At 37.9% G+C, this 19418-nt stretch carries 20 protein-coding genes and 1 pseudogene; 7 read left to right on the top strand and 14 right to left on the bottom strand.

Translation table 11 applies throughout. From position 1 onward, the window contains the following. Nucleotides 1-5 precede the first annotated feature (5 nt). The 5 genes from L656_RS0106285 to L656_RS0106265 are packed head-to-tail and all read right to left on the bottom strand — an operon-like array spanning nt 6 to nt 4551. Nucleotides 6-494 (bottom strand): YybH family protein, encoded by a 489-nt coding sequence (locus L656_RS0106285; protein WP_002963057.1) that lies wholly within the window; start codon nt 492-494, stop codon nt 6-8. Nucleotides 495-517: 23 nt separating this feature from the next. Continuing rightward, a complete protein-coding gene (locus tag L656_RS0106280; protein WP_010388414.1) occupies nt 518-1426 on the bottom strand; it encodes a copper resistance D family protein in 909 nt (302 codons plus the stop codon). Nucleotides 1427-1437: 11 nt separating this feature from the next. Further along, nucleotides 1438-1845 (bottom strand): copper resistance CopC family protein, encoded by a 408-nt coding sequence (locus tag L656_RS0106275; RefSeq protein WP_010388411.1) that lies wholly within the window; start codon nt 1843-1845, stop codon nt 1438-1440. Nucleotides 1846-1867: 22 nt separating this feature from the next. After that, the gene (locus tag L656_RS0106270; RefSeq protein WP_002963237.1) at nt 1868-2731 is read right to left on the bottom strand and encodes a copper resistance protein B; all 864 of its coding nucleotides are present in this window, start codon (nt 2729-2731) and stop codon (nt 1868-1870) included. Continuing rightward, on the bottom strand, nt 2728-4551 hold the full coding sequence (locus tag L656_RS0106265; RefSeq protein ID WP_010388409.1) for a copper resistance system multicopper oxidase: 1824 nt from the start codon (nt 4549-4551) through the stop codon (nt 2728-2730). Before L656_RS0106265 ends, L656_RS0106270 begins: the two co-directional genes overlap by 4 nt. Nucleotides 4552-4717: 166 nt before the next feature. Here L656_RS0106265 and L656_RS0106260 point away from each other — a divergent pair, with 166 nt between their 5' ends. Both L656_RS0106260 and L656_RS0106255 read left to right on the top strand, forming a co-directional pair. Continuing rightward, complete coding sequence (locus tag L656_RS0106260) at nt 4718-5404, top strand: heavy metal response regulator transcription factor (protein ID WP_010388408.1); 687 nt, start codon at nt 4718-4720, stop codon at nt 5402-5404. Next, nucleotides 5394-6791, top strand: a complete 1398-nt coding sequence (locus L656_RS0106255; protein ID WP_010388405.1) for a heavy metal sensor histidine kinase — start codon at nt 5394-5396, stop codon at nt 6789-6791. The genes L656_RS0106260 and L656_RS0106255 overlap by 11 nt, the downstream gene beginning before the upstream one ends. A 119-nt stretch (nt 6792-6910) precedes the next feature. On the opposite strand, the gene L656_RS0106250 is transcribed toward L656_RS0106255, so the two are convergent. The 3 genes from L656_RS0106250 to L656_RS0106240 all read right to left on the bottom strand — a co-directional run bounded on the left by L656_RS0106250 (nt 6911) and on the right by L656_RS0106240 (nt 8695). Beyond that, nucleotides 6911-7288 (bottom strand): hypothetical protein, encoded by a 378-nt coding sequence (locus L656_RS0106250; protein ID WP_241763422.1) that lies wholly within the window; start codon nt 7286-7288, stop codon nt 6911-6913. 197 nt (nt 7289-7485) lie between these two features. After that, nucleotides 7486-8094 (bottom strand): hypothetical protein, encoded by a 609-nt coding sequence (locus tag L656_RS0106245; RefSeq protein ID WP_024598541.1) that lies wholly within the window; start codon nt 8092-8094, stop codon nt 7486-7488. Nucleotides 8095-8158: 64 nt separating this feature from the next. Beyond that, the gene (locus L656_RS0106240) at nt 8159-8695 is read right to left on the bottom strand and encodes a hypothetical protein (RefSeq protein ID WP_024598540.1); all 537 of its coding nucleotides are present in this window, start codon (nt 8693-8695) and stop codon (nt 8159-8161) included. 536 nt (nt 8696-9231) lie between these two features. Between L656_RS0106240 and L656_RS0106235 the strand changes: the two genes are divergently transcribed. Both L656_RS0106235 and L656_RS0106230 read left to right on the top strand, forming a co-directional pair. Then, entirely contained in the window at nt 9232-9954 is a 723-nt protein-coding gene (locus L656_RS0106235) for a hypothetical protein (RefSeq protein WP_024598539.1), read from the top strand. Next, nucleotides 9954-10436 (top strand): hypothetical protein, encoded by a 483-nt coding sequence (locus L656_RS0106230; RefSeq protein ID WP_010388418.1) that lies wholly within the window; start codon nt 9954-9956, stop codon nt 10434-10436. Before L656_RS0106235 ends, L656_RS0106230 begins: the two co-directional genes overlap by 1 nt. A gap of 85 nt (nt 10437-10521) precedes the next feature. Here the strand turns inward: L656_RS0106230 and L656_RS0106225 are convergent, their stop codons facing one another. Then, the gene (locus tag L656_RS0106225; RefSeq protein WP_010388419.1) at nt 10522-11145 is read right to left on the bottom strand and encodes a tyrosine-type recombinase/integrase; all 624 of its coding nucleotides are present in this window, start codon (nt 11143-11145) and stop codon (nt 10522-10524) included. A 223-nt stretch (nt 11146-11368) separates the two neighbouring features. On the opposite strand from L656_RS0106225, the gene L656_RS0106220 reads away from it, so the two are divergent. Further along, complete coding sequence (locus L656_RS0106220) at nt 11369-12178, top strand: toll/interleukin-1 receptor domain-containing protein (protein WP_002962239.1); 810 nt, start codon at nt 11369-11371, stop codon at nt 12176-12178. 250 nt (nt 12179-12428) lie between these two features. On the opposite strand, the gene L656_RS1000000123665 is transcribed toward L656_RS0106220, so the two are convergent. From L656_RS1000000123665 to cadR, 3 genes are all read right to left on the bottom strand, one after another. Further along, on the bottom strand, nt 12429-12671 hold the full coding sequence (locus L656_RS1000000123665) for a MerC family mercury resistance protein (protein WP_327077832.1): 243 nt from the start codon (nt 12669-12671) through the stop codon (nt 12429-12431). A gap of 102 nt (nt 12672-12773) precedes the next feature. Continuing rightward, nucleotides 12774-13142: a MerR family transcriptional regulator gene (locus L656_RS0106210; RefSeq protein WP_028834999.1), complete on the bottom strand. Its 369-nt coding sequence runs from the start codon at nt 13140-13142 to the stop codon at nt 12774-12776. Between the two features lie 51 nt (nt 13143-13193). Further along, a complete protein-coding gene (cadR, locus tag L656_RS0106205; RefSeq protein ID WP_002962247.1) occupies nt 13194-13583 on the bottom strand; it encodes a Cd(II)/Pb(II)-responsive transcriptional regulator in 390 nt (129 codons plus the stop codon). 78 nt (nt 13584-13661) lie between these two features. Here cadR and L656_RS01000000121985 point away from each other — a divergent pair. Continuing rightward, nucleotides 13662-14392: pseudogene (locus L656_RS01000000121985) on the top strand (transglutaminase-like domain-containing protein). Then, complete coding sequence (locus L656_RS0106195) at nt 14379-15266, top strand: cation diffusion facilitator family transporter (protein WP_002962252.1); 888 nt, start codon at nt 14379-14381, stop codon at nt 15264-15266. Before L656_RS01000000121985 ends, L656_RS0106195 begins: the two are co-directional and overlap by 14 nt. Before the next feature lie 84 nt (nt 15267-15350). Here L656_RS0106195 and L656_RS0106190 read toward each other — a convergent pair whose 3' ends face one another. Beyond that, nucleotides 15351-18479 carry an efflux RND transporter permease subunit gene (locus L656_RS0106190; RefSeq protein WP_002962253.1) on the bottom strand — a complete coding sequence of 1043 codons (3129 nt, stop codon included), beginning with the start codon at nt 18477-18479 and terminating at the stop codon, nt 15351-15353. A gap of 10 nt (nt 18480-18489) precedes the next feature. Further along, nucleotides 18490-19386, bottom strand: a complete 897-nt coding sequence (locus L656_RS0106185; protein WP_002962254.1) for an efflux RND transporter periplasmic adaptor subunit — start codon at nt 19384-19386, stop codon at nt 18490-18492. Nucleotides 19387-19418: the final 32 nt, after the last annotated feature.

The raw sequence follows: 19418 nt of genomic DNA, 5'->3' as shown, positions 1-19418 counted from the left end.
ACTCCTTAATTAGACCAGTGAATATGAGTGATTTTCCAACCTTTATCGGTGTTTTTTAATGTGATTGATTCCATTCCCGTAGACTTAATATCTTTCCCTTTATACTTTCCTTGAGTTTTACTTCTTGAAATTGAGTAAGCTATGTCTCCATTTGTGTGAACTTGATGCTCTAGCAGTTCACTATCAACTGCACTTAAGAATTTCATATCCGCTATCATATGATGGTTCGCGTATACATCTGCAGAACGCTCAACAATTCCGCCTTCAAAAATGACGACATCGTCGGCCAGTAATTTACGGGCACCTTTGGCATCGCCTTGTTTTAGGGATGCATGAAATAAGCTAACTGCCTTTGCAGCTTCGCTATCAACATTAACAAAGACCCAGCCTTTTTTTGTGTGCTCTTCATGGGTGTGTGCGTTCACAGCAAAAGAACTAACAGCGCTAAAAATTAGTAGCAATAAAATTTTTAAATTAGAGGATTTAATTAACATACATTTTCCTTTTTTATTAATCGTTAAATAGGCGGACCAACAAGTGTTGTAAATACACTTGTTGTAATAAGTACAAATAGGGCAATTAATATTTCAACAGTGATCGAGCGTTTTAATATACTTATATGGTGTTGTTGAGTGATTTGCGGGACTAAAAAAAGCTTATGCCATGCACCTAGTAACAGCATCGCGCTGACGAGTAACAGCTTTAATAAAATTAGTTGCCCATAATTTGATGTAAACAATGCAGAAAATGACTCTAGGTACTGCAGGAGCAGAGTTAAGCCCGAAATAAGTAGTACAAATACAATAACAATAGCGAGTTGACCAAAGTAATGCATTAACCGCTTTACTTCACTGGTAGGTAGTAAAGTGCAGCTTTTGTAAAGCGGCCACAATGACCCTAACCAGCTCGCAATGGCAATAAGGTGAAAGGTTAAAATACTTTTCACTAACCCATTTTCATTTGCACTGTGCCCAGTAAAAGTGAAGCTATAAGCGATAAACCCAAGCATGATTAGTATAACGGCAACGTTTTTATAACCTGCTACGTTATCATCTGATTCCACACTCCACATACATGCGCTAATTAGAGCAATAATAAGCGCTGGTATTCTAAACGTTGCTTGGTCACCTATGACTGATTGCCAAACAATTTCAAGCATAAAGGGGTCAAACATTCCCATAAAGCCTGATTCAGCCATTGCTCCAGCTTCTATTGGTACTTGTAAAAGTGCAGCAATACTACCTGTAACTACACACGTAATTTGCCAACGTTTTAAGAACTGATAAAAGCTAATTAAGTGATGCCCTGCAACATTGCTGTTGCCACACATAAAGCGCATTAATAAAGTGCCCGCAAGCCCTGAAATTGCGATATAGCTTGCTAGTTTTAATAATAGTAAGAGTACTGACCATTCACTTAATTGCATTATGTTGCTACTTAATGATTATGTTTGCTGTGGGTATTAGATTGTACTTGCATCATCTTATGCGATTCACTTTTGTGTACCATAAATCTAAACGTGTCGGTCATTTTATGTCCATCACCACCCAGTGCTGTCCATTTAACCGTGTAAGTGCCTTGGACTAAGCTCGGCAATGACCAACTAAAGTCTGTGCTTGGGGTAGAGCTTGGTTTGAAATCAAAGTTTATTGATTTATTTTTTTCATCTTTGATGATGACTTTTGCTAGCCTTACTTCACCACCAAAAGTTAACGAAAGTTGCTCTGGGCTTTTCATTAACATGGCTTCTTGCGCAGGTGTTGATTGCTTGAGTGATATATGCGCTGATGCGGAAAATGTAAGTACTAAACCTAAAATAGCTACTGCAGAATTAAAAAACTTCATAATTACCTCTTATTTAAAATGATTAAAACCAAAATTTAATACCCGTAACAAATGCGGTGTTGTTGCTACTTTGTCCACTTGATGTGGCATAGTCGGCGGTATTGCCAAATTTATTGCTCCATTCAACGCCAATATAGGGCGCAAACTGGCGTGTAAATTCATAACGAACCCTAAAGCCAATCGCGCTGCTTGATAGGCCACTTCCAAGTTCGTTTTGTTTATCGTTTTTGCCATAAAGTGTAATTTCGGCTCGCGGTTGTATAATTAGCTTTTGCGTGAGTAATAGTTCGTACTCTGCCTCTAACGTAAATGCGGTATTGCCTCGCTCACCTACGTATGCTGTCATATCAAGTTCAAACCAATAAGGGGCTAAACCTTGTAAGCCAAAAGCCAACCATTGCCGATTTTCACCTTCTTTATTGTAATCAAGACGAACACCTGCTTGAGTATCCCAATATGCTGATACGGCGTGACCCCATAAAATATCGGTTTGGTTTTCTTCAATACTTCCTTCGCTGAAATCACCCTCGGTTTTAATTACCAATCGATCAAAGGTAGTGCCGTACCATGCTTGTAAGTCAAATACACCTGCGTTTGCTTGCTCGTTATATTCAAGACGATCGCCTAGTAATGCGTAAAATGGATGCTCATCAGCGAGTGTTAATCGCTCATTGCCCTCAAGCGCATATGGGCCTTCTGTTAAAGTTGTTCCCGCAGAGTAAGCATGGGGGTCTCTTGCATCTTTAGGTGCACTTCCTCCTTGTGGTTGCATCTTAGCGCTATTCATTTGTGCCATTTCACTTTGCGCTAATAAAGGGAAACTAATTAATGAAGCCCCTGTTAACATTAATAAACCTAATGATTTAGATAGTTTTAATTGTTTCATGATACGACTACCTCTCTAAACATACCGGCATCCATATGGAATAATAAATGGCAATGCCAAGCCCAGCGACCTACATCGTGAGGGGTGGTTAAAAAGCTGATTCTTTGTGCGGGTTGAACAGGTATCGTATGACGTCGCACTTGCACATCACCTTGCTCGTTTTCTAAATCACTCCACATACCATGCAAATGCATAGGGTGCGTCATCATGGTATCGTTTTGTAAAATAACTCTTAAACGTTGGTTATGCTTCATATGCACTGGCGTGCTTTTACCAAATTCTAAGCCATCAAATGACCAGCTATAACGCTCCATGTTTCCGGTTAAATGCAGCTCAATTTCAGCTTCTGGCTCTTGCTGGTTAGTGATCCCTTCAAGTGAGTGTAAATCTGCAAGTGTTAAAACACGACGACCATTTTTACGTAAACCAATACCAGGATCATCAAGATTTGTTCTAGGCATATCAACGCGCATATCAACTGAAGCTCCATACTCCGTTTTTGCATGACGCACTTTAGAGCTGGCAACCGCTAATGGGTTTTCAGACATACCATGTTTGCTATGATCCATCGCCATTGCACCGTGGCCCATAGCGCTATGATCCATTTCTTTAGAGTTCATACCTGACATGCCTGCCATACCAGCCATTGCAGAGTGCTCACCGCCGTGGGTCATATTGCCCATCATATCGGTCATCGTTAACCATTCAACAGGGTCAAGTGCAGGTACTGGCGCATCAATATTAGGCGAGCTTGATAAAGTTCCTTTTGCGTAACCAGAGCGATCCATACTTTGAGCAAAAATCGTATAGGCATCATTTTTAGGCTCAACAATTACGTCGTAGGTTTCACCAGGGCCGAATCTAAATTCATCAACTGTCACTGGTTCAACGTTTTGCCCATCTGCTTGTACAACCGTTAGTTTTAACTCGGGGATACGCACGTCAAAAAAGCTATTACTAGAGCCATTAATAAACCTTAACCTAAGCTTTTCACCGACTTTAAATAATCCACGCCAGTTTGCCATTGGAGTACTACCGTTCATTAAAAAAGTCATTGCTGATGCAGATAAATCAGCTAAATCTGTAGGATTCATTCGCATCTGATTCCACATTTTTCGGCGCTGTAGAGCATTTGAAATACTGCTGCTTGAAACGTCATCGAAAAACTCTGGGACAGTGGGTTGATTGAAATTAAATACATCACTCTGTACTTTTAATTTACGGAACAGCGCCATTGGGTCATCATCAGTCCAATCAGATAATTGAATAACATGCTCGTTATCTGCACTAATAATATCGTTTTCTCGCGGTTCAATAATTAATGCACCGTACATGCCTGTCATTTCTTGAAAGCCACTATGTGAGTGATACCAATATGTACCGCTTTGTTGCAGTTTAAATTTATAAACAAAGGTTTCGCCCGGCATAATGCCTTTAAAGCTGATACCTGGTACGCCATCCATTTGATACGGTAAAATAATGCCATGCCAATGAATTGAACTCGGTACTGATAACTTATTTGTTACTCTAATAGTAACGTCATCGCCTTCTTTGAGGCGCAAGGTAGGAGCGGGTATAGATCCATTGATAGTTGTCGCCATACGTACTACGCCAGTAAAGTTAACCGGCGATTCATCTATAACCAGATCAATTACTTCGCCGCTAAGTTCGGGCACAGTGCCTGTTATTGTTCCTGCTACTAAAGATGATGCAGCATGTAATACACTCGGAAAAGCAGCAAGTACACCTCCTGCAATTAAGCCTTGAACAAATCGTCTTCGTGGTGTGCTAACCTGTTGTGATGACTTTTTAAACCCCATTTCCTTACTCCTTCATAGCAGAATATGTATTGAGTATAGAAAATAGACCTGTCTTCAACATGACGCGAACATTACAAAGTTGTAATCTTGGTGTCATGTTGCTGTAGTGACAGATACTGCATAATATTTGCAGAGGTAGTTGTTAGGACTTTAATGAAGGAATTGTATGCGCTTATTAGTTGTTGAAGATGAAGCAAAAACGGGAGATTATTTAAAACAGGGACTAAGTGAAGCTGGTTTTCAGGTTTCTTTGGCGCGCAATGGTCTTGACGGTCATCACCTAGCAATGACCGAATTATTTGATGTAATAATACTTGATGTCATGTTACCTGACGTATCCGGTTGGAAAATTTTACAGTCGCTACGTGAAGCAGATAACAAAACCCCAGTACTATTTTTATCTGCTCGCGATAGCATAGACGATAGAGTAAAGGGGCTCGAACTTGGTGCTGATGACTATTTAATAAAGCCTTTTGCTTTTGCTGAAGTTTTAGCAAGAGTACGCACTCTTATTCGCCGTGGTGCAGTACAAACAGTTGACGATATACTGATCGTTGCTGATTTAGAAATGGATATTCCAAAGCGAAAAATACAACGTGCAGGCAAGCGTATTTTATTGAGTAATAAAGAGTTTAGCTTACTTGAACTATTGTTACGGCGCGAAGGTGAAGTACTGCCACGTTCGTTAATTGCTTCTCAAGTATGGGATATGAATTTTGATAGCGACACCAATGTGATTGATGTTGCCATTCGTAGGCTAAGAGCAAAAGTTGATGATGACTTTACTATTAAATTAATTCATACAGTTCGCGGTATGGGCTATAAATTAGAGGTTGAAACTGATGGCTATTAAGTCACGGCCTTTATCACTTACGATGCGTGTTGTGTTGTTTGTGGCTGTAACCGTTATTGCGTGCTTAACTTTAGTTGCCACCTTAATAAATAGTTCGATAAAACATCATTTTTTCCAGCAAGATAGTAGTGAACTGCATGTTATTAATCAATCTATTGAATTAGTTTTAAGACAACACTATAAATCAAACCTGAAATTTAAAAATGAATTATCTAACGCTGTAGCGGGTCATCACGGTGTTTACTATCAGGTAAATACCGCAAAAGGAGATCTCATTTTTCAAAGCTCTGAACGAGATTTTAGTGATTTTGTAATGAGTGCTAAGGCTTCAACTGGCTTTAACCGTAACAACATTACCTCATGGCAAAATGATACCCACACCTACCGAGCTCTGGTGAGTAATTTAAGTACTGAGCAACAGCAATACAAAATTACTACAGCGATAGACATGAGCTTTCATTTACACTTTCTCAATCAATTTCAACAAAGCCTTTGGGCCATTATGTTTGGCTCAGCGGTACTCATTTCATTGGTGGCTTGGTTTGCTGTACATCAAGGATTAAACCCTTTACGAGGTTTAAGTCAGAAAATACACGATATCCAAACTAATAAAATGGATGTAAGGCTCGATGAAAATAAAGTGCCTATTGAGCTTGTTAATATGGTGCAGTCGTTTAACTCAATGCTCGACAGGCTCCAGGGTGAATTTATTCGCTTATCAAATTTTTCTAGTGATATTGCTCATGAACTACGAACTCCACTAACGAATATAATTACTCAAACACAGGTTGGATTATCTAAAAAAAGGCAGTTGGAAGAGTATCAAGAATTATTATTTTCTAACTTAGAAGAACTCGAGCGATTAACGAAAATGGTTAGTGATATGCTTTGGCTCGCCAAAACTCAAAACGGGCTAATTAAACCAGTTCAAAACACTCTAAAAAGCCATGATGAAATTGAAGTGTTATTTGAGTATTTTGACGCTTTGGCTGAAGACTCATTGATTGCATTTAATAAAAAAGGTCAAAACCTTTGTTTTTATTGTGACAAATTACACTTTCGTCAATTATTATCAAACTTACTATCCAATGCAATTAGGTACGCTCCAAAAGGCTCATCAATCACTGTAAACAGTGAAATGACCACCGCTGAAAAAATATGCATTTCAGTGATTAATACAGGGGAGAGAATACCTTCTGAGCATTTACCTTATTTATTTGACCGCTTTTATCGACCTGATAAGTCGCGGCAACGACACAGTGACGGAGCAGGTTTAGGGCTTGCAATAGTTAAAGCTCTAGCGCAAGCAAACGGTGGAGATATAGAGGTCAGTTCAAATAATCAAACTACCAGCTTTAAAGTTTATTTAAATTTAGTTAAAAGCTAATTATTAAAACCAATAACTCAATGTTTGCTTGTAGCTCTTTGGCGAAGTTCAGCTAAGTGCCAGAAGCGGACGCTGAGCATCTTTATCATGCTCATTGCAAGACGCGCCACCAAGTTCCTTTATAGTTCATTTTCCCGTGCTTGCATTACTGACATTACTTTTGCCAATACACTTGGAATACCAGTACCTTTGAGATATTCAACACTTATTGGGCGACTGGTAAGTTCATAAAATAGTTCATGAAATGGACTTTGTTTTTCAATGATGACAGAAGGTAGCTCATAGCCATCATCGTTAAACTGATCAGCTGTAATATCAATAATGTAATCTTGGCATACTAGCCATGCATGTGTCTGGTTTGAGTTATCCCCTAACCCATGCCCACAAACATAGTCACTTTCTAGACTGTGATGCTTCAATAAATATATGCCAAGTAAATCAGTAGCATCTCCACAGCAGCCAGCAGGAAAGCCTGATGAAAAATAAAAGCTAGTCATACTATGAAAGTCAGCCTTTTCAAATTGAGCTAGAATCTCTCGAATTTGATAGATCTTTTTTTCTATATTTTTATTCAATCGAAACTCCAAATTTCACTTGCGTTAAATAACTCGCCTTAAGCACTGTGTAATAGTTGACAAAATCTAAAGCGAAACGAAACCGAGCCAACAAATACGAATTCTACGTTAAGGTCTTGTTATGTAACGTTGGCAAACGCCTTTTCTAATACGACATTTACACTGCCAGCGTGGCAACTGATAACACCAGTTATAAAGTGCGAATGCCCATTATCAGCTTCAAATTTATAGGAGTTATCAAAATCCAAGTATTCATCACCAGTTAATTCAATTTCAGTGTTAGATATTGCTTCATAAAGCTTTACCATAAAATTGAAAACACATGGATTTATATTAACAACTTCACCATACCACCCCAAAGTAGATCTAATAATAGGTTCTTCGCTGACTCGATATTTTTTGGGGATAGTTTCAATCGATTTATCTACCAATTCTGATGGAACCAAACACAAGTACAATAAATCAGTTGTAATCGGTGGTAACTCTTGTACTGGAATTAGTCTCAACTCATTTAACAACTCCTCTTGATGATGAAATACATTGCGCAGTGCTTTCAGTGCAATAAATTCATCCATATCAAAGAAATTAAACAGTTTAGCTTTTGTTAACTTGTCATTAAGGCTATGAATTGCATTTAATAAATTGAATAAAGTATCTAAATCAGGGGAAATGCAATGTGAATGATACAGCCTAAATGCTTTTTCACTTGCAGGTACAATTACATTCATTGATACACCTTAAAATTGAGTTACATAATGCCTAAATCAGGTGCGCCCTAGGCGTCACCTGGATTTACTTGTTAGCTTCCTGCATGATTTCACCAAATGTTAGAAACTGCCTGATTGTAGGAAAATCCCACTCATTTAGCCCTAAAGACATCAGGTGCTTAAGGGCTCCATCTTCAGGACAATCGCTGAACTCATCTGGGTATGTACTGACAAACCAACTCCAGAAGACCTTTGCTTCGAGAGGAATTTCACCCGAAATATTTTGAAGCATTAGTATTGCATCAAGCATGAAATCAGATGTAAATCTCTCAATTGGAGCGATATTTATCTTTCCTTCAGGATCTTTATCTGCATGTTTGAAAAAATTATAAGGTTCATTGACAGTTCTTACATGCTTCCTGAATTCCTCTCTCGTCATGCCTTTTGGGTTCTTGACTACACTTACTATTCCTTGCTCTTTGCCCACATCAATTAACACCTGATGAGCAGATGCAATAACAGTATGAATCACTACAAAATCACGTAGCTCAAAAAACAGAGTCACTGCTTCAGTAATCTGTCGTCTAGCAACTTCTATCTTGTCAATCCAAATTGGTTGCATGTTACTCCTTGGAAGCTAACAATTTAATATCGACCCATTGGGTCGTTTTTCTACCGAGCCGCGGGTCATTTTTATCATTGTACCAGTTCTACCACACTAACTAACTTGTTGCTGCAGATAAACTTTTAATCATTATAGAGATTATGAAAAAGGTAAAAACGACCAAATGGGTCGTTTTCCTGAATATAGGAGAAACACATAGCAATTAGACACAAAATCAGTGTTGAAAAATAATTTTCTAATGACCGCTATTCGCTCTTTTGAGGCATTCGCCTCAACACGTTTTGGGGCAGAAACGAGTTACGCTTTAATGCCCGCTCATGGCACTTAGGCGAACTTCGGCAAAGAGCGAGAAGCAGACGGTCATCTTTTTATATCAAATGCATTTAAGATTTCCTGACTTGAATTAACTGTTGTATTGTAAATAGTAATTTTGCTTCTGTATAAGGAGCGATATAAGTATCGTGAGATAAGGTTTACTTAGCTACTTTTTGTTAATGTAAATAAGGTAATAATTAATTTTTAAGGTTGAAGTAATGGAATATAACAATCTATCCAAGCTTGTAAAAAAAGTTCTCAAAACAGATCAAAGTGGTAATACAACAATGCCCTCAAGACGCGAAATGACAAGCAAAATTTTTGCGTTTATTATGCTTATTCCTGGAATTACTAGCATTGTGATGACAGTAACAAGCGAAGGAGGGGAAAGTATTTTCTTCGCTATTTCTGCAAGCTTCTTTTTAAGTATATCAATATTGCTTTTTGGTCGAAAGAGCCGCTTAGAGTTTAACGGGACAGAAAAACAGCTTAATTTAAAAACCGCATTATGGGGTTACTTTCAAAGAAGTAAAATTGTTGTACCGTTTGATACACTATCATTTGAATTAAGTAGTATAGGCGCGCAAGGCCCTTATCAAATTAAGTTTGTTGATCAGTTATATGAATTTAAACAGTATACAGATGCTAAGATGTTCATTTCGTTTTTATATACGAAATATAATACTACTGCAGTTGAAACCATATCGGATTGGCCTAATAAAACACCGATAAGGTTTGCTCAAAGTGAATTATATAACTCACCTCAAGTTACTCATGATACTAAAAAAGCTAATTCAAACTCTCACCTGGAAGATGAAGATTTTAATAGTGAAGATCTTGTTTTCATTGAAATATGGGCTCGCAAATCGCTAATAAAACTATCCCTGCCATTTTTTGTTTTTACAGCCATTGCCGGCTTAGTTAAATACGGAGTGCTGTAATGTATTTTAAAGAACTATCTAGTGAGCTAGCTATTTATCGACAACCGAGGTTAACTAGATTATTGCTAGTTTTGTTGTGTGGTTTCTTTTTATTTATCGGGCTAATTAATGTGTTTAATTCTGATGAAGCAAAATCATTACCGATATGGGTATCTGGGTTTATATGCTGGCTAGGGTGGAGTGGTTCGTTTGGTGGCTATGTATGTCGTTTTGATCTCGCAAAACAAACCTTGGAATTAAAGTCGAGTAGTTTATATACTATTTTTAAACGTGTTTATAAATTATCAGATATTAAAGGTTTTAAAGCTATACCTAGAAAAGGCTACACACATGACTATAGATTATATGCAGTGTTAACTGATAATACTCATATTGCTTTCGCAAACTACAAAGGACGAGGGTTTGCAGTTAAGGAGTGTATAAAAATGGCTGAATTTGTCAGTAAGCCTTATCAAATCAATATTGATACAGCTTCATTATGATTTTCTTAGAACAAAGTAGCGTGGATTAACATTTTTTTAGAAACCAATGCCAGACGCTTACTTCAGGTCTGGCATTGGTTCAAACTTAAGCATCGATCTGTTCTGATACTTCTAACGCATCATCAACTTCTATTCCCAAGTACCTGACAGTGCTTTCTAGTTTTCTATGGCCAAGTAGAAGCTGACAGGCTCTTAAATTTTTAGTTTTTTTGTAAATTAGTGATGGTTTAGTACGTCTCATAGAATGAGTGCCATATTGAGTCTTATCTAACCCAATTGAAGTGACCCAAGAATCAACTATACGTCCATATTGACGGGTTGAAAGGTGTTCTGAGGAATGAATTCGTGACTTAAACAAGTAATCATAAGAGTTGAGAGTAAATTGCTCTATGAGCGCCACAATTGATTTCCTTGTATTCCCAGTAATTTCAAATTGGACGGGCATACCAGTCTTTTTTTGAACGACTATTGCCCTTGATTGAATTGTTTTACCATGTGCGATGTCGTTAACTTTTAGTGAAACTAAATCACACCCTCTTAGTTTGCTATCTATGGCTAGGTTAAATAGTGCTAGATCTCTTATTTTATGAAAAAGTTCTAGTCGTATTCGGATAGCCCATATTTGCTGTAATTTCAGAGGTAACTTTTGTCCTACAAGCTTATTTTTATTCCAAGGCTCTTTAGGCTGATATATTGTTAACTGGTGCATTAGTTGTACTCCGGTGTTTATGGAGTTTTAAGCTTAGCCCGCTACAAAAGAATTCGGGTATGAGCGATTACCGGCCATTGAGGTTGGTTAAATACAATGGAAAACTGTGATAGTAATATCTAAAGTTATTTGTTAAAACTATATAGATTATAAAGGCGAGCTTTACATCCGCTCAGATGTGCCCTTCGAACACTAAGAAATGTTAAGCATTTAAGGAATAAATTTGAAACATCCCAAATATAAAGGTGTTAACTTTCTAGATGCAGAAATACGAAAACTTGAACAAAATGTAATTACTAGAGAGATAGAGTTCGAGTGGGCAGTAAAAAAATTAAAAAATGCAGATCCTTATGACGATATACATAAATTAAGGAAGGCCTTAAAAAGTAAAGAAAAGTCTGTTATTAAAGCTAGACGACAAGTTAAGTCAAAAATAGCTCAAAAAACCAGAAAGTTAGCTGAGCGAAATAAAGAAAAATTTGGTGGTAAAGTTCAAAAAAGAAAGAATATTGCACTTAATCAATCATTAAATGAAGAATTAAAAATTCAGGGAAACATATTGTCTCAATTAAAAAATATGCCGATCAGTTTTGCTAAGGATTTAACTAAGCAAGATGGTAAAGCAAGCGACTTATTTATTTCACACGCCTCTGAAGATAAAGCTGATTTTGTGAAATCATTAGCAGATGAGCTCATAAAACAGGGAGTTTCAGTTTGGTATGATGAATACGCACTAAGAATTGGTGATAGTTTAAGGAAGTCCATTGATAAAGGCCTTTCTCAATCTAGGTTTGGTTTAATTATTTTATCTAAAAGTTTTTTCGAAAAAAACTGGACACAATATGAACTAAATGGATTAGTCGCAAAAGAGATGGAGGGTGAAAAAGTCATTCTTCCTATTTGGCATAATATTAGTAAAGATGAGATTATGAAGTTGAGTCCTACGCTTGTGGATAAGTTTGCTCTTAATTCAGCAACTAATACGGTATATGAAATTGCAGAAAAAGTTGCAGATGCCGTAAACAACGCGTGAAAGCTAATTAATTAGAAAATCCCTAAGAGAGAATAAGAGCAAATTTTGGCTCATGAATCTCATTATCGAACGTCTGCAACTGGCACTGAGCCGAACTTCGGCAAAGAGCGAAAAGCAGACATTGACCGTTAATCGTTTCAACGACGGCAATTAGCCATACGTTGCATGTTTGCTCCCTTACTGGTTTTACGATATCCAAAACCGACATAACGACCATTAAGCAAATACCAAAGTAAAATAGGTATGTGCTTCAATCATATAGCCAAAGAGGATAAAGCGTTAATAGCACTGCTACAGGCCCTAGAATGCTGAAGACAGCTCTGGTATGGTTTTTATTTTTGTGCCAGTTGTATAAGTTTACCAATAGTTCCAAAGATGCAAAAATAGGTAAAAGCGTATTTACAGCTATTCCTTCGAAGTGAGAGAAGAAGCCTAGTCCTAATGCCGATGCAAGTGACCTTAATGCAGGGAAGCAGGCCGTGCCGCTAGCCAAACGCCACTAGAGCCTACTCTGTCTAATATTTTATTTATCATTTGAAAGTCTATTGGTTGATATTACCATCATTCTAAACTCCGTATATAAGTACGGAGTCAATCATTTTAATGAATCAATTATGGGGCAATGTGTTGGATCTTCGTTTTGCATACAGGTATTTGTCATATCCACAATTACTTTCTCTAAACGTTGAAGGTCATTAATTTTGTCTCGAATGATTGCTAACTTTTGTCGGCTTAATAGCTCAACTTGAGTGCAGTTGCTGTCCATAGACATTAGCGATTTTATTTCTCTTAACGTAAAGCCGAGCGCTTTGGCTTTTGTGATAAACCTAAGTTGTCCTGCTATTGTTTCGTCATATTGTCTATAACCAGATATTGGTTTTTCAGGTTGTGTAATCAGCCCTTCTCGTTCATAAAAACGAATGGTTTCTACATTTAAATTTAATGATTGTGCTAATTTGCCAATGGTTTACATTATTGCCTTTGTGAATACTACTAATCTAAAGTTATATTTAGTTTAGCTATCCAATGATTTGATGATGCCGCACGCTTCAATTGTATTGTCTGAACCACAAGCACTTGCCATCTGTTGTAATTCAGCTTTAAGCGCCCTTAATTCTTTCATACGTTTATTCACTAGTGCAAGTTGCTGATCAATTAATGCATTAACGCTAGAGCAGCTTTCTTCTGGCTTATTTTTTAATTCGATAAGACGTTTAATATCATTGAGTGATATATCTAGGCTGCGACAATGCTTTACGAATTCCAATTGTTTAAGTGCTTTACTATCATACAGCCTGAAATTACCTTCTGAACGGTTTGGATTTAACAGTAATCCTTCTCTTTCATAATATCTAATCGTTTGTATTGAACAGCCCGATTTTTTTGACAATTCGCCTATTTTCATCAATTTCCCCCAGACATTTGACTCTATAGTTACTATAGGATCTATAGTATAGGTATGCAACGAAAGGGATATATAAAAATGACTGAGAAATATTTAAACAATACGAATATCGTTAATTTTGAACACAAAGATATCCAATCCCTGATCGATCAACGAGGGTGGAAAAATTTGGATAATTTCAACAAAATTGGTGCCGCTTATCAGTTTGTAAAAGATGAAATAATGTTTGGCTATAACAAGAGTGATGATATTTCAGCAAGCGATGTGCTAGCAGATGGTTATGGACAATGTAATACTAAGGGTAATCTGTTAATGGCACTATTGCGTGGACTAGGTATCCAGTGTCGTTTCCAAGGTTTTACCATTGATCAGCAACTATAAAAAGGTGCTATCCTAAGCTTGTATTTTGGTTAGCACCTAAATACATCATTCATAGTTGGGTAGAAGTTTACTTTGAAGGGCGTTGGATAAACTTAGAGGGCTTTATATTGGATGAGCAATACTTAAGCTCACTACAGCAGAAATTTAGCCAAGCAAAAGATGAGTTTTGTGGTTATGGTGTTGCAACAAAGTGCTTATCTTCACCCGGTACGGATTGGCGTGGAGAGGATACCTATATTCAAAAAGAAGGTATTCATGACGACTTTGGGCTTTATGATTCACCAGATAAGTTCTATCTCGAAAAAGGTACTAATCTATCAGGTGTAAAACGTTGGTTGTATCAACGAGTGATCCGACATTTGATTAATATGAATGTATCAAAAATAAGAAATAAAAAAGTACTGGAGGTACAAAATGCACAACCATAGTCACAGTCATCAGCATGGTAAAGACGACCGGATTGGTTGGGCATTTTTCCTTAATGTGATATTTACCATTATCGAATTTATAGGTGGTTGGCTCACAAACAGTACGGCGATAATGGCGGATGCCGTTCACGATCTTGGTGATAGTCTTTCAATAGGTTTTGCGTGGATTTTAAGTCGTTTTTCAGATAAAGAAGCATCAGACAAATTCAGCTATGGTTATCGCCGACTTACACTTTTTGGTGCATTGGTAAATAGTATTGTTTTGATTATCGGCTCTATTTGGGTTTTATTTGAAGCAATACCTAAGCTGTCCAATCCTGAAATGCCTGTAGTTGAGGGGATGTTAGGGCTAGCCATACTCGGTGTTGCCGTAAATGGTTATGCGGTATTCAAATTAAAAGCGGGTGAAACACTAAATGAAAAAGTGCTGACATGGCACCTACTTGAAGATGTACTCGGTTGGGTTGCCGTTCTTATAGTCTCTATTGTATTGTTGTTCGTTGAACTGCCGATATTAGATCCTCTATTATCAATAGGGTTTACGCTGTTTATCTTATTTAACGTTTTCAAAAATCTTAAATCAACATTGGTGCTTTTTCTTCAAGCTGCACCCGATAAAGAGACCCAAGAGCGTATTAAGCAGTCATTAATTGAATTTCCTGAAGTAAATGGTATACACCATATGCATTTTTGGTCACTGGATGGTGAAAGTCACGTTTTAACAGCGCACCTTGAGCTGAGTGACAACTTTGACGTTAAAGAATTAATTAAGCTTAAACAAGAGGTTGCAGCTAAATTATCTTCCTATCATTTATCGCATACGACGATAGAGTTTGAGTTTTTAAATGAAAATTGTAGGGATGAAGCAGAGTAAGTTTTATCAATAAAATTTTGGAGCATACAATATAAAAAGCAGCTTAATTAGGCATAACTTAGTAATTAAGCTGCTTTTTTGCTTTTAGATTTCGTCGGATTGCTGTTTGTTACTCTCAGCGCCATGCGCCCATTGATATAAAATAGGCAATACAAACAAAGTTAAAATGGTAGAAGATACAATACCGCCGATAACAACTGTTGCTAGTGGTCGTTGTACTTCTGCACCAATTCCAGTGTTTAACGCCATTGGAATAAAACCTAAACTTGCGACCAGTGCCGTCATTAAAATAGGTCTTAAACGAATGATGGCACCTTCAATGATCGCTACGTATAGGTCGCCTTTTTCATGCCAAAGATCTCGAATAAAAGCCAACATAACCAAGCCATTTAATACTGCGACACCTGACAATGCAATGAAGCCGACACCTGCCGAAATTGATAAGGGCATGTCTCTTAAATAAAGTGAAAATACGCCCCCTGTTAATGCTAAAGGCACGCCACTGAAAATGATTAATGCATCTTTTAATGAACCAAATGCTATAATCAAAATACCTAGGATAACAACCAATGTTATCGGTACAACTAGGCTTAATCGCTTACTTGCTGATTCTAGTTGTTCAAACGTTCCACCATAATCAAGCCAGTATCCTGCTGGAATTTCTCCTTCCTGATTAATTTTAGCTTTAACTTCTTTTACAAAACCGCCTAAATCTCTACCACGAACATTGACGGTAACCACAACTCTTCTTTTTCCGTTCTCTCGGCTAATCTGCGCGGGTAAAGACTCTGATTTAAGCTCTGCAACTTCTTCAATTGGCACATAGTTACCATTCTCAAGTGGAAGCGGCAGATGCTTCAAGCTATCGATATCCGTTCTTATTTGCTCTGGTAGGCGAACAACTAACTCAAACCGTCTGTCACCTTCATAAATGATCCCCGCAGATTCACCGCCAATCGCAGTGGCAACCCAGTCTTGCAATTCGGTAACGTTCAATCCATACCTACCAAGCGCTTCTCGTTTAGGAATTACTGATAAAGATGGAACACCTGTGACCTGTTCTATTCGAGCATCAGCGGCACCATCCACGGTTTTCACAATATTTAGAATATCTTTTGCGGTAAGTAATAACCGATCCAAATCATCACCAAATATTTTGATGCCGACATCAGCTCTAACGCCAGAAATCAATTCATTGAAACGCATTTGAATAGGCTGAGTGAATTCATAGTTGTTGCCTGGAATGTTTTTCAGTACTTTTTCCATTTCTTCAACTAATTCACTTTTTGGTTTTGAAGGTTCGGCCCATTCTTTACGTGGTTTTAAAATAACAAAGATATCAGCAATACTCGGTGGCATTGGGTCGGTTGCTACTTCTGGTGTGCCAATGCGCGAGAATACTTTATCAACTTCAGGAAACGCTTTAATACGTTGCTCAAGTACTTCTTGCATTTCTACTGATTGCTCTAGGCCAGTCGATGGAATTCTTAATGCCTGTAGTGCAATATCACCTTCATTTAATTGAGGAACAAATTCTGTCCCAAGCGTAGTTGCTAACCAAAGGCTATACCCCATTAACAGCGTTGAGAATGAAACAATAATCCAACGAAATTTCATCGCCATTTTTAACAATGGTTCATAAATAGACTTGGTTGAACGAATAACTACACTTTCTTTTTCGCTGATTTTACCTTTCATAAACACAGCTACAGCAGCAGGAACCAGTGTAACTGAAAGGATCATTGCGGAAATTAACGCCATAACGACAGTTGCCGCCATAGGGTGGAACATTTTCCCTTCAACGCCAGTTAGCGTGAAAATGGGGATGTAAACAACAGTGATAATTGCCACACCAAACAAGCTTGGACGTATCACTTCTGAAGTGGCTTCAAAAACGGTATTTAGGCGTTCTCTTAAGTCTTGCCTATGACCGTTGTGTTGGGCCTGTGCTAACCTACGGACAGAGTTTTCAACGATGATTACAGCCCCGTCCACTATCAAGCCAAAGTCCAATGCGCCGAGACTCATTAAATTGGCAGATACTCCTGCTTGCACCATACCTGTGATTGTCATTAACATGGAAATAGGGATAACAGCAGCGGTAATGAGAGCTGCACGTAAATTTCCAAGTAGAATAAATAACACAACAATAACTAAAAGCGCACCTTCAACGAGGTTTTTGGTAACGGTTGCAATCGCTTTATCTACTAACGTTGTTCTGTCGTAAACAGGCTCTGCGGTAATGCCCTTTGGCAGAGATTTTTGTATTTCGCTGAGCTTATGTTCCACTTCTAAAGCAACGGTGCGAGAATTCTCACCAATCAGCATCATGGTTGTACCAAGCACTGTCTCAATGCCATTACGAGTAGCAGCCCCTGTTCTAAGTTCTTTGCCTATAGCAACATTGGCAACATCACTTATTTTTACAGGAATACCATCGTTCTTTTTGATGATGACATTGAGGATTTCATCCATTGTCGCAAGTTGCCCGATGGAGCGCACTAACACTTGTTGTCCGTTTTGCTCAATATAACCCGCGCCACGGTTATCATTATTTTTACGTAATGCATCAGAAACGTCTTCAAAGCTTACCTGATGAAAAAGTAATTTTTCGGGTTTCGGCGTTATATGATACTGCTTGTTATAGCCGCCGATGCTGTTGACCTCAATGACGCCTTTAACTTGAGCCAATTGCGGTTTAATGATCCAGTCTTGTATTTCTCTTAAGGCAATAGCGGTATAAGGCTCTCCATTAGGCATTTTAGCGTCAGGAGAAGCTTGTACGGTATACATAAATATTTCACCAAGCCCTGTGGAAATAGGACCCATCTCTGGCTCTAAGCCAGAGGGAATAACGCCTTTTATCGCAGCTAATCTTGCATTGATTAAGTTGCGTGCGAAATAAATATCGGTTCCCTCTTCAAAGATAACGGTCACCTGGGATAAACCATATCTTGAAAGAGAGCGGGTGTGAGACAGCTTTGGTAGTCCAGCTAATGCGTTTTCTACTGGAAAAGTTACCCTTTGCTCCGCTTCTAAAGGTGAATAACCGGGGGCAGAGGTATTTATTTGTACCTGTACGTTTGTTATATCTGGAACAGCATCAATGGGAAGTTTTTGATAACTCCACATACCAACGCCGATGATTACCATCAGCAAGCTTAATACTAAATAGCGCCTATTTATTGCAAGACGCAAAATTGATTCAATCATATTGCGTCTCCTAATCGTCGTCTTCTACTTCAGATTTCAAGATATCTGCTTTAATCAGATAACTGTTTTTGTTTACATATTCAGCGTCTTTACTGAGGCCATCAATGACCTCGATATAGTTTTTGTCTGAACGACCAAGGACAAGTGGTGCAAACTCGTACTCTTCATTTTCTTTTACAAAGACACCTAATTGTCCACCTAGCTCTTGTATGGCAACTTTCTCGACCGCTAAATCCACCTCAAATTGGTTTATCTTTACGTTGCCTTTTAATAATTGACCTGACGTTAGCTTTAACTCAGTGTTGTTTAATCGTACCCGTGCTAAAACATAAGGCTGATCTTTAGCTGGAATAATATTAGTGATGACTGAACTGAATGCGTGTTCACCTTGCTCAATATCAACATGCTGACCGACTTTGATTTGATTATATTGGCTGGTAAACACCTTAAATTCAGCCCACAAGGTGTCAAATTTGACGATTTCAAACAAGCTAGTGTTTTGCGTGATACCGCCAATATTTCCATTTCGCTGTAAAACAGTCCCAGAAACAGGCGATGTTATTTTATAAGTATTTAAGCTCTCATTAGATTCAATAACGGCTAATAGATCGCCTTTTTTTACCGTATCACCAACAGTGAAGTTTATTGTCTTTATAACGCCGTTATATCTAGCGCTAACTTGAAATAATTGTTCAGCGCCTATCGTCGTAGAGCCGTATACAGGGATAGTTTGGTTCAACGTTTTTGAAGCTAAATAGGCTGTTTCAACACCAACCTTTTTTGCCATGTTATTGTCGATTTTGCTTATGCCTTCTTCGCCTTCATGTTCATCTTCACTAGCGAAAACACTTTGAATGGGTGATAGATACCCAATAAAAATCAATAGTGCGAGTAAATAGTTTTTCATTTTGAATTCCTAAACGATTCAGTTAATCACTG

Source organism: Pseudoalteromonas sp. TAE56 (genome assembly GCF_000497955.1).
Lineage (GTDB): Bacteria > Pseudomonadota > Gammaproteobacteria > Enterobacterales > Alteromonadaceae > Pseudoalteromonas.
Note: the sequence above shows the minus strand (reverse complement) of the source record. Positions and strands in the feature narration are given on the sequence as shown.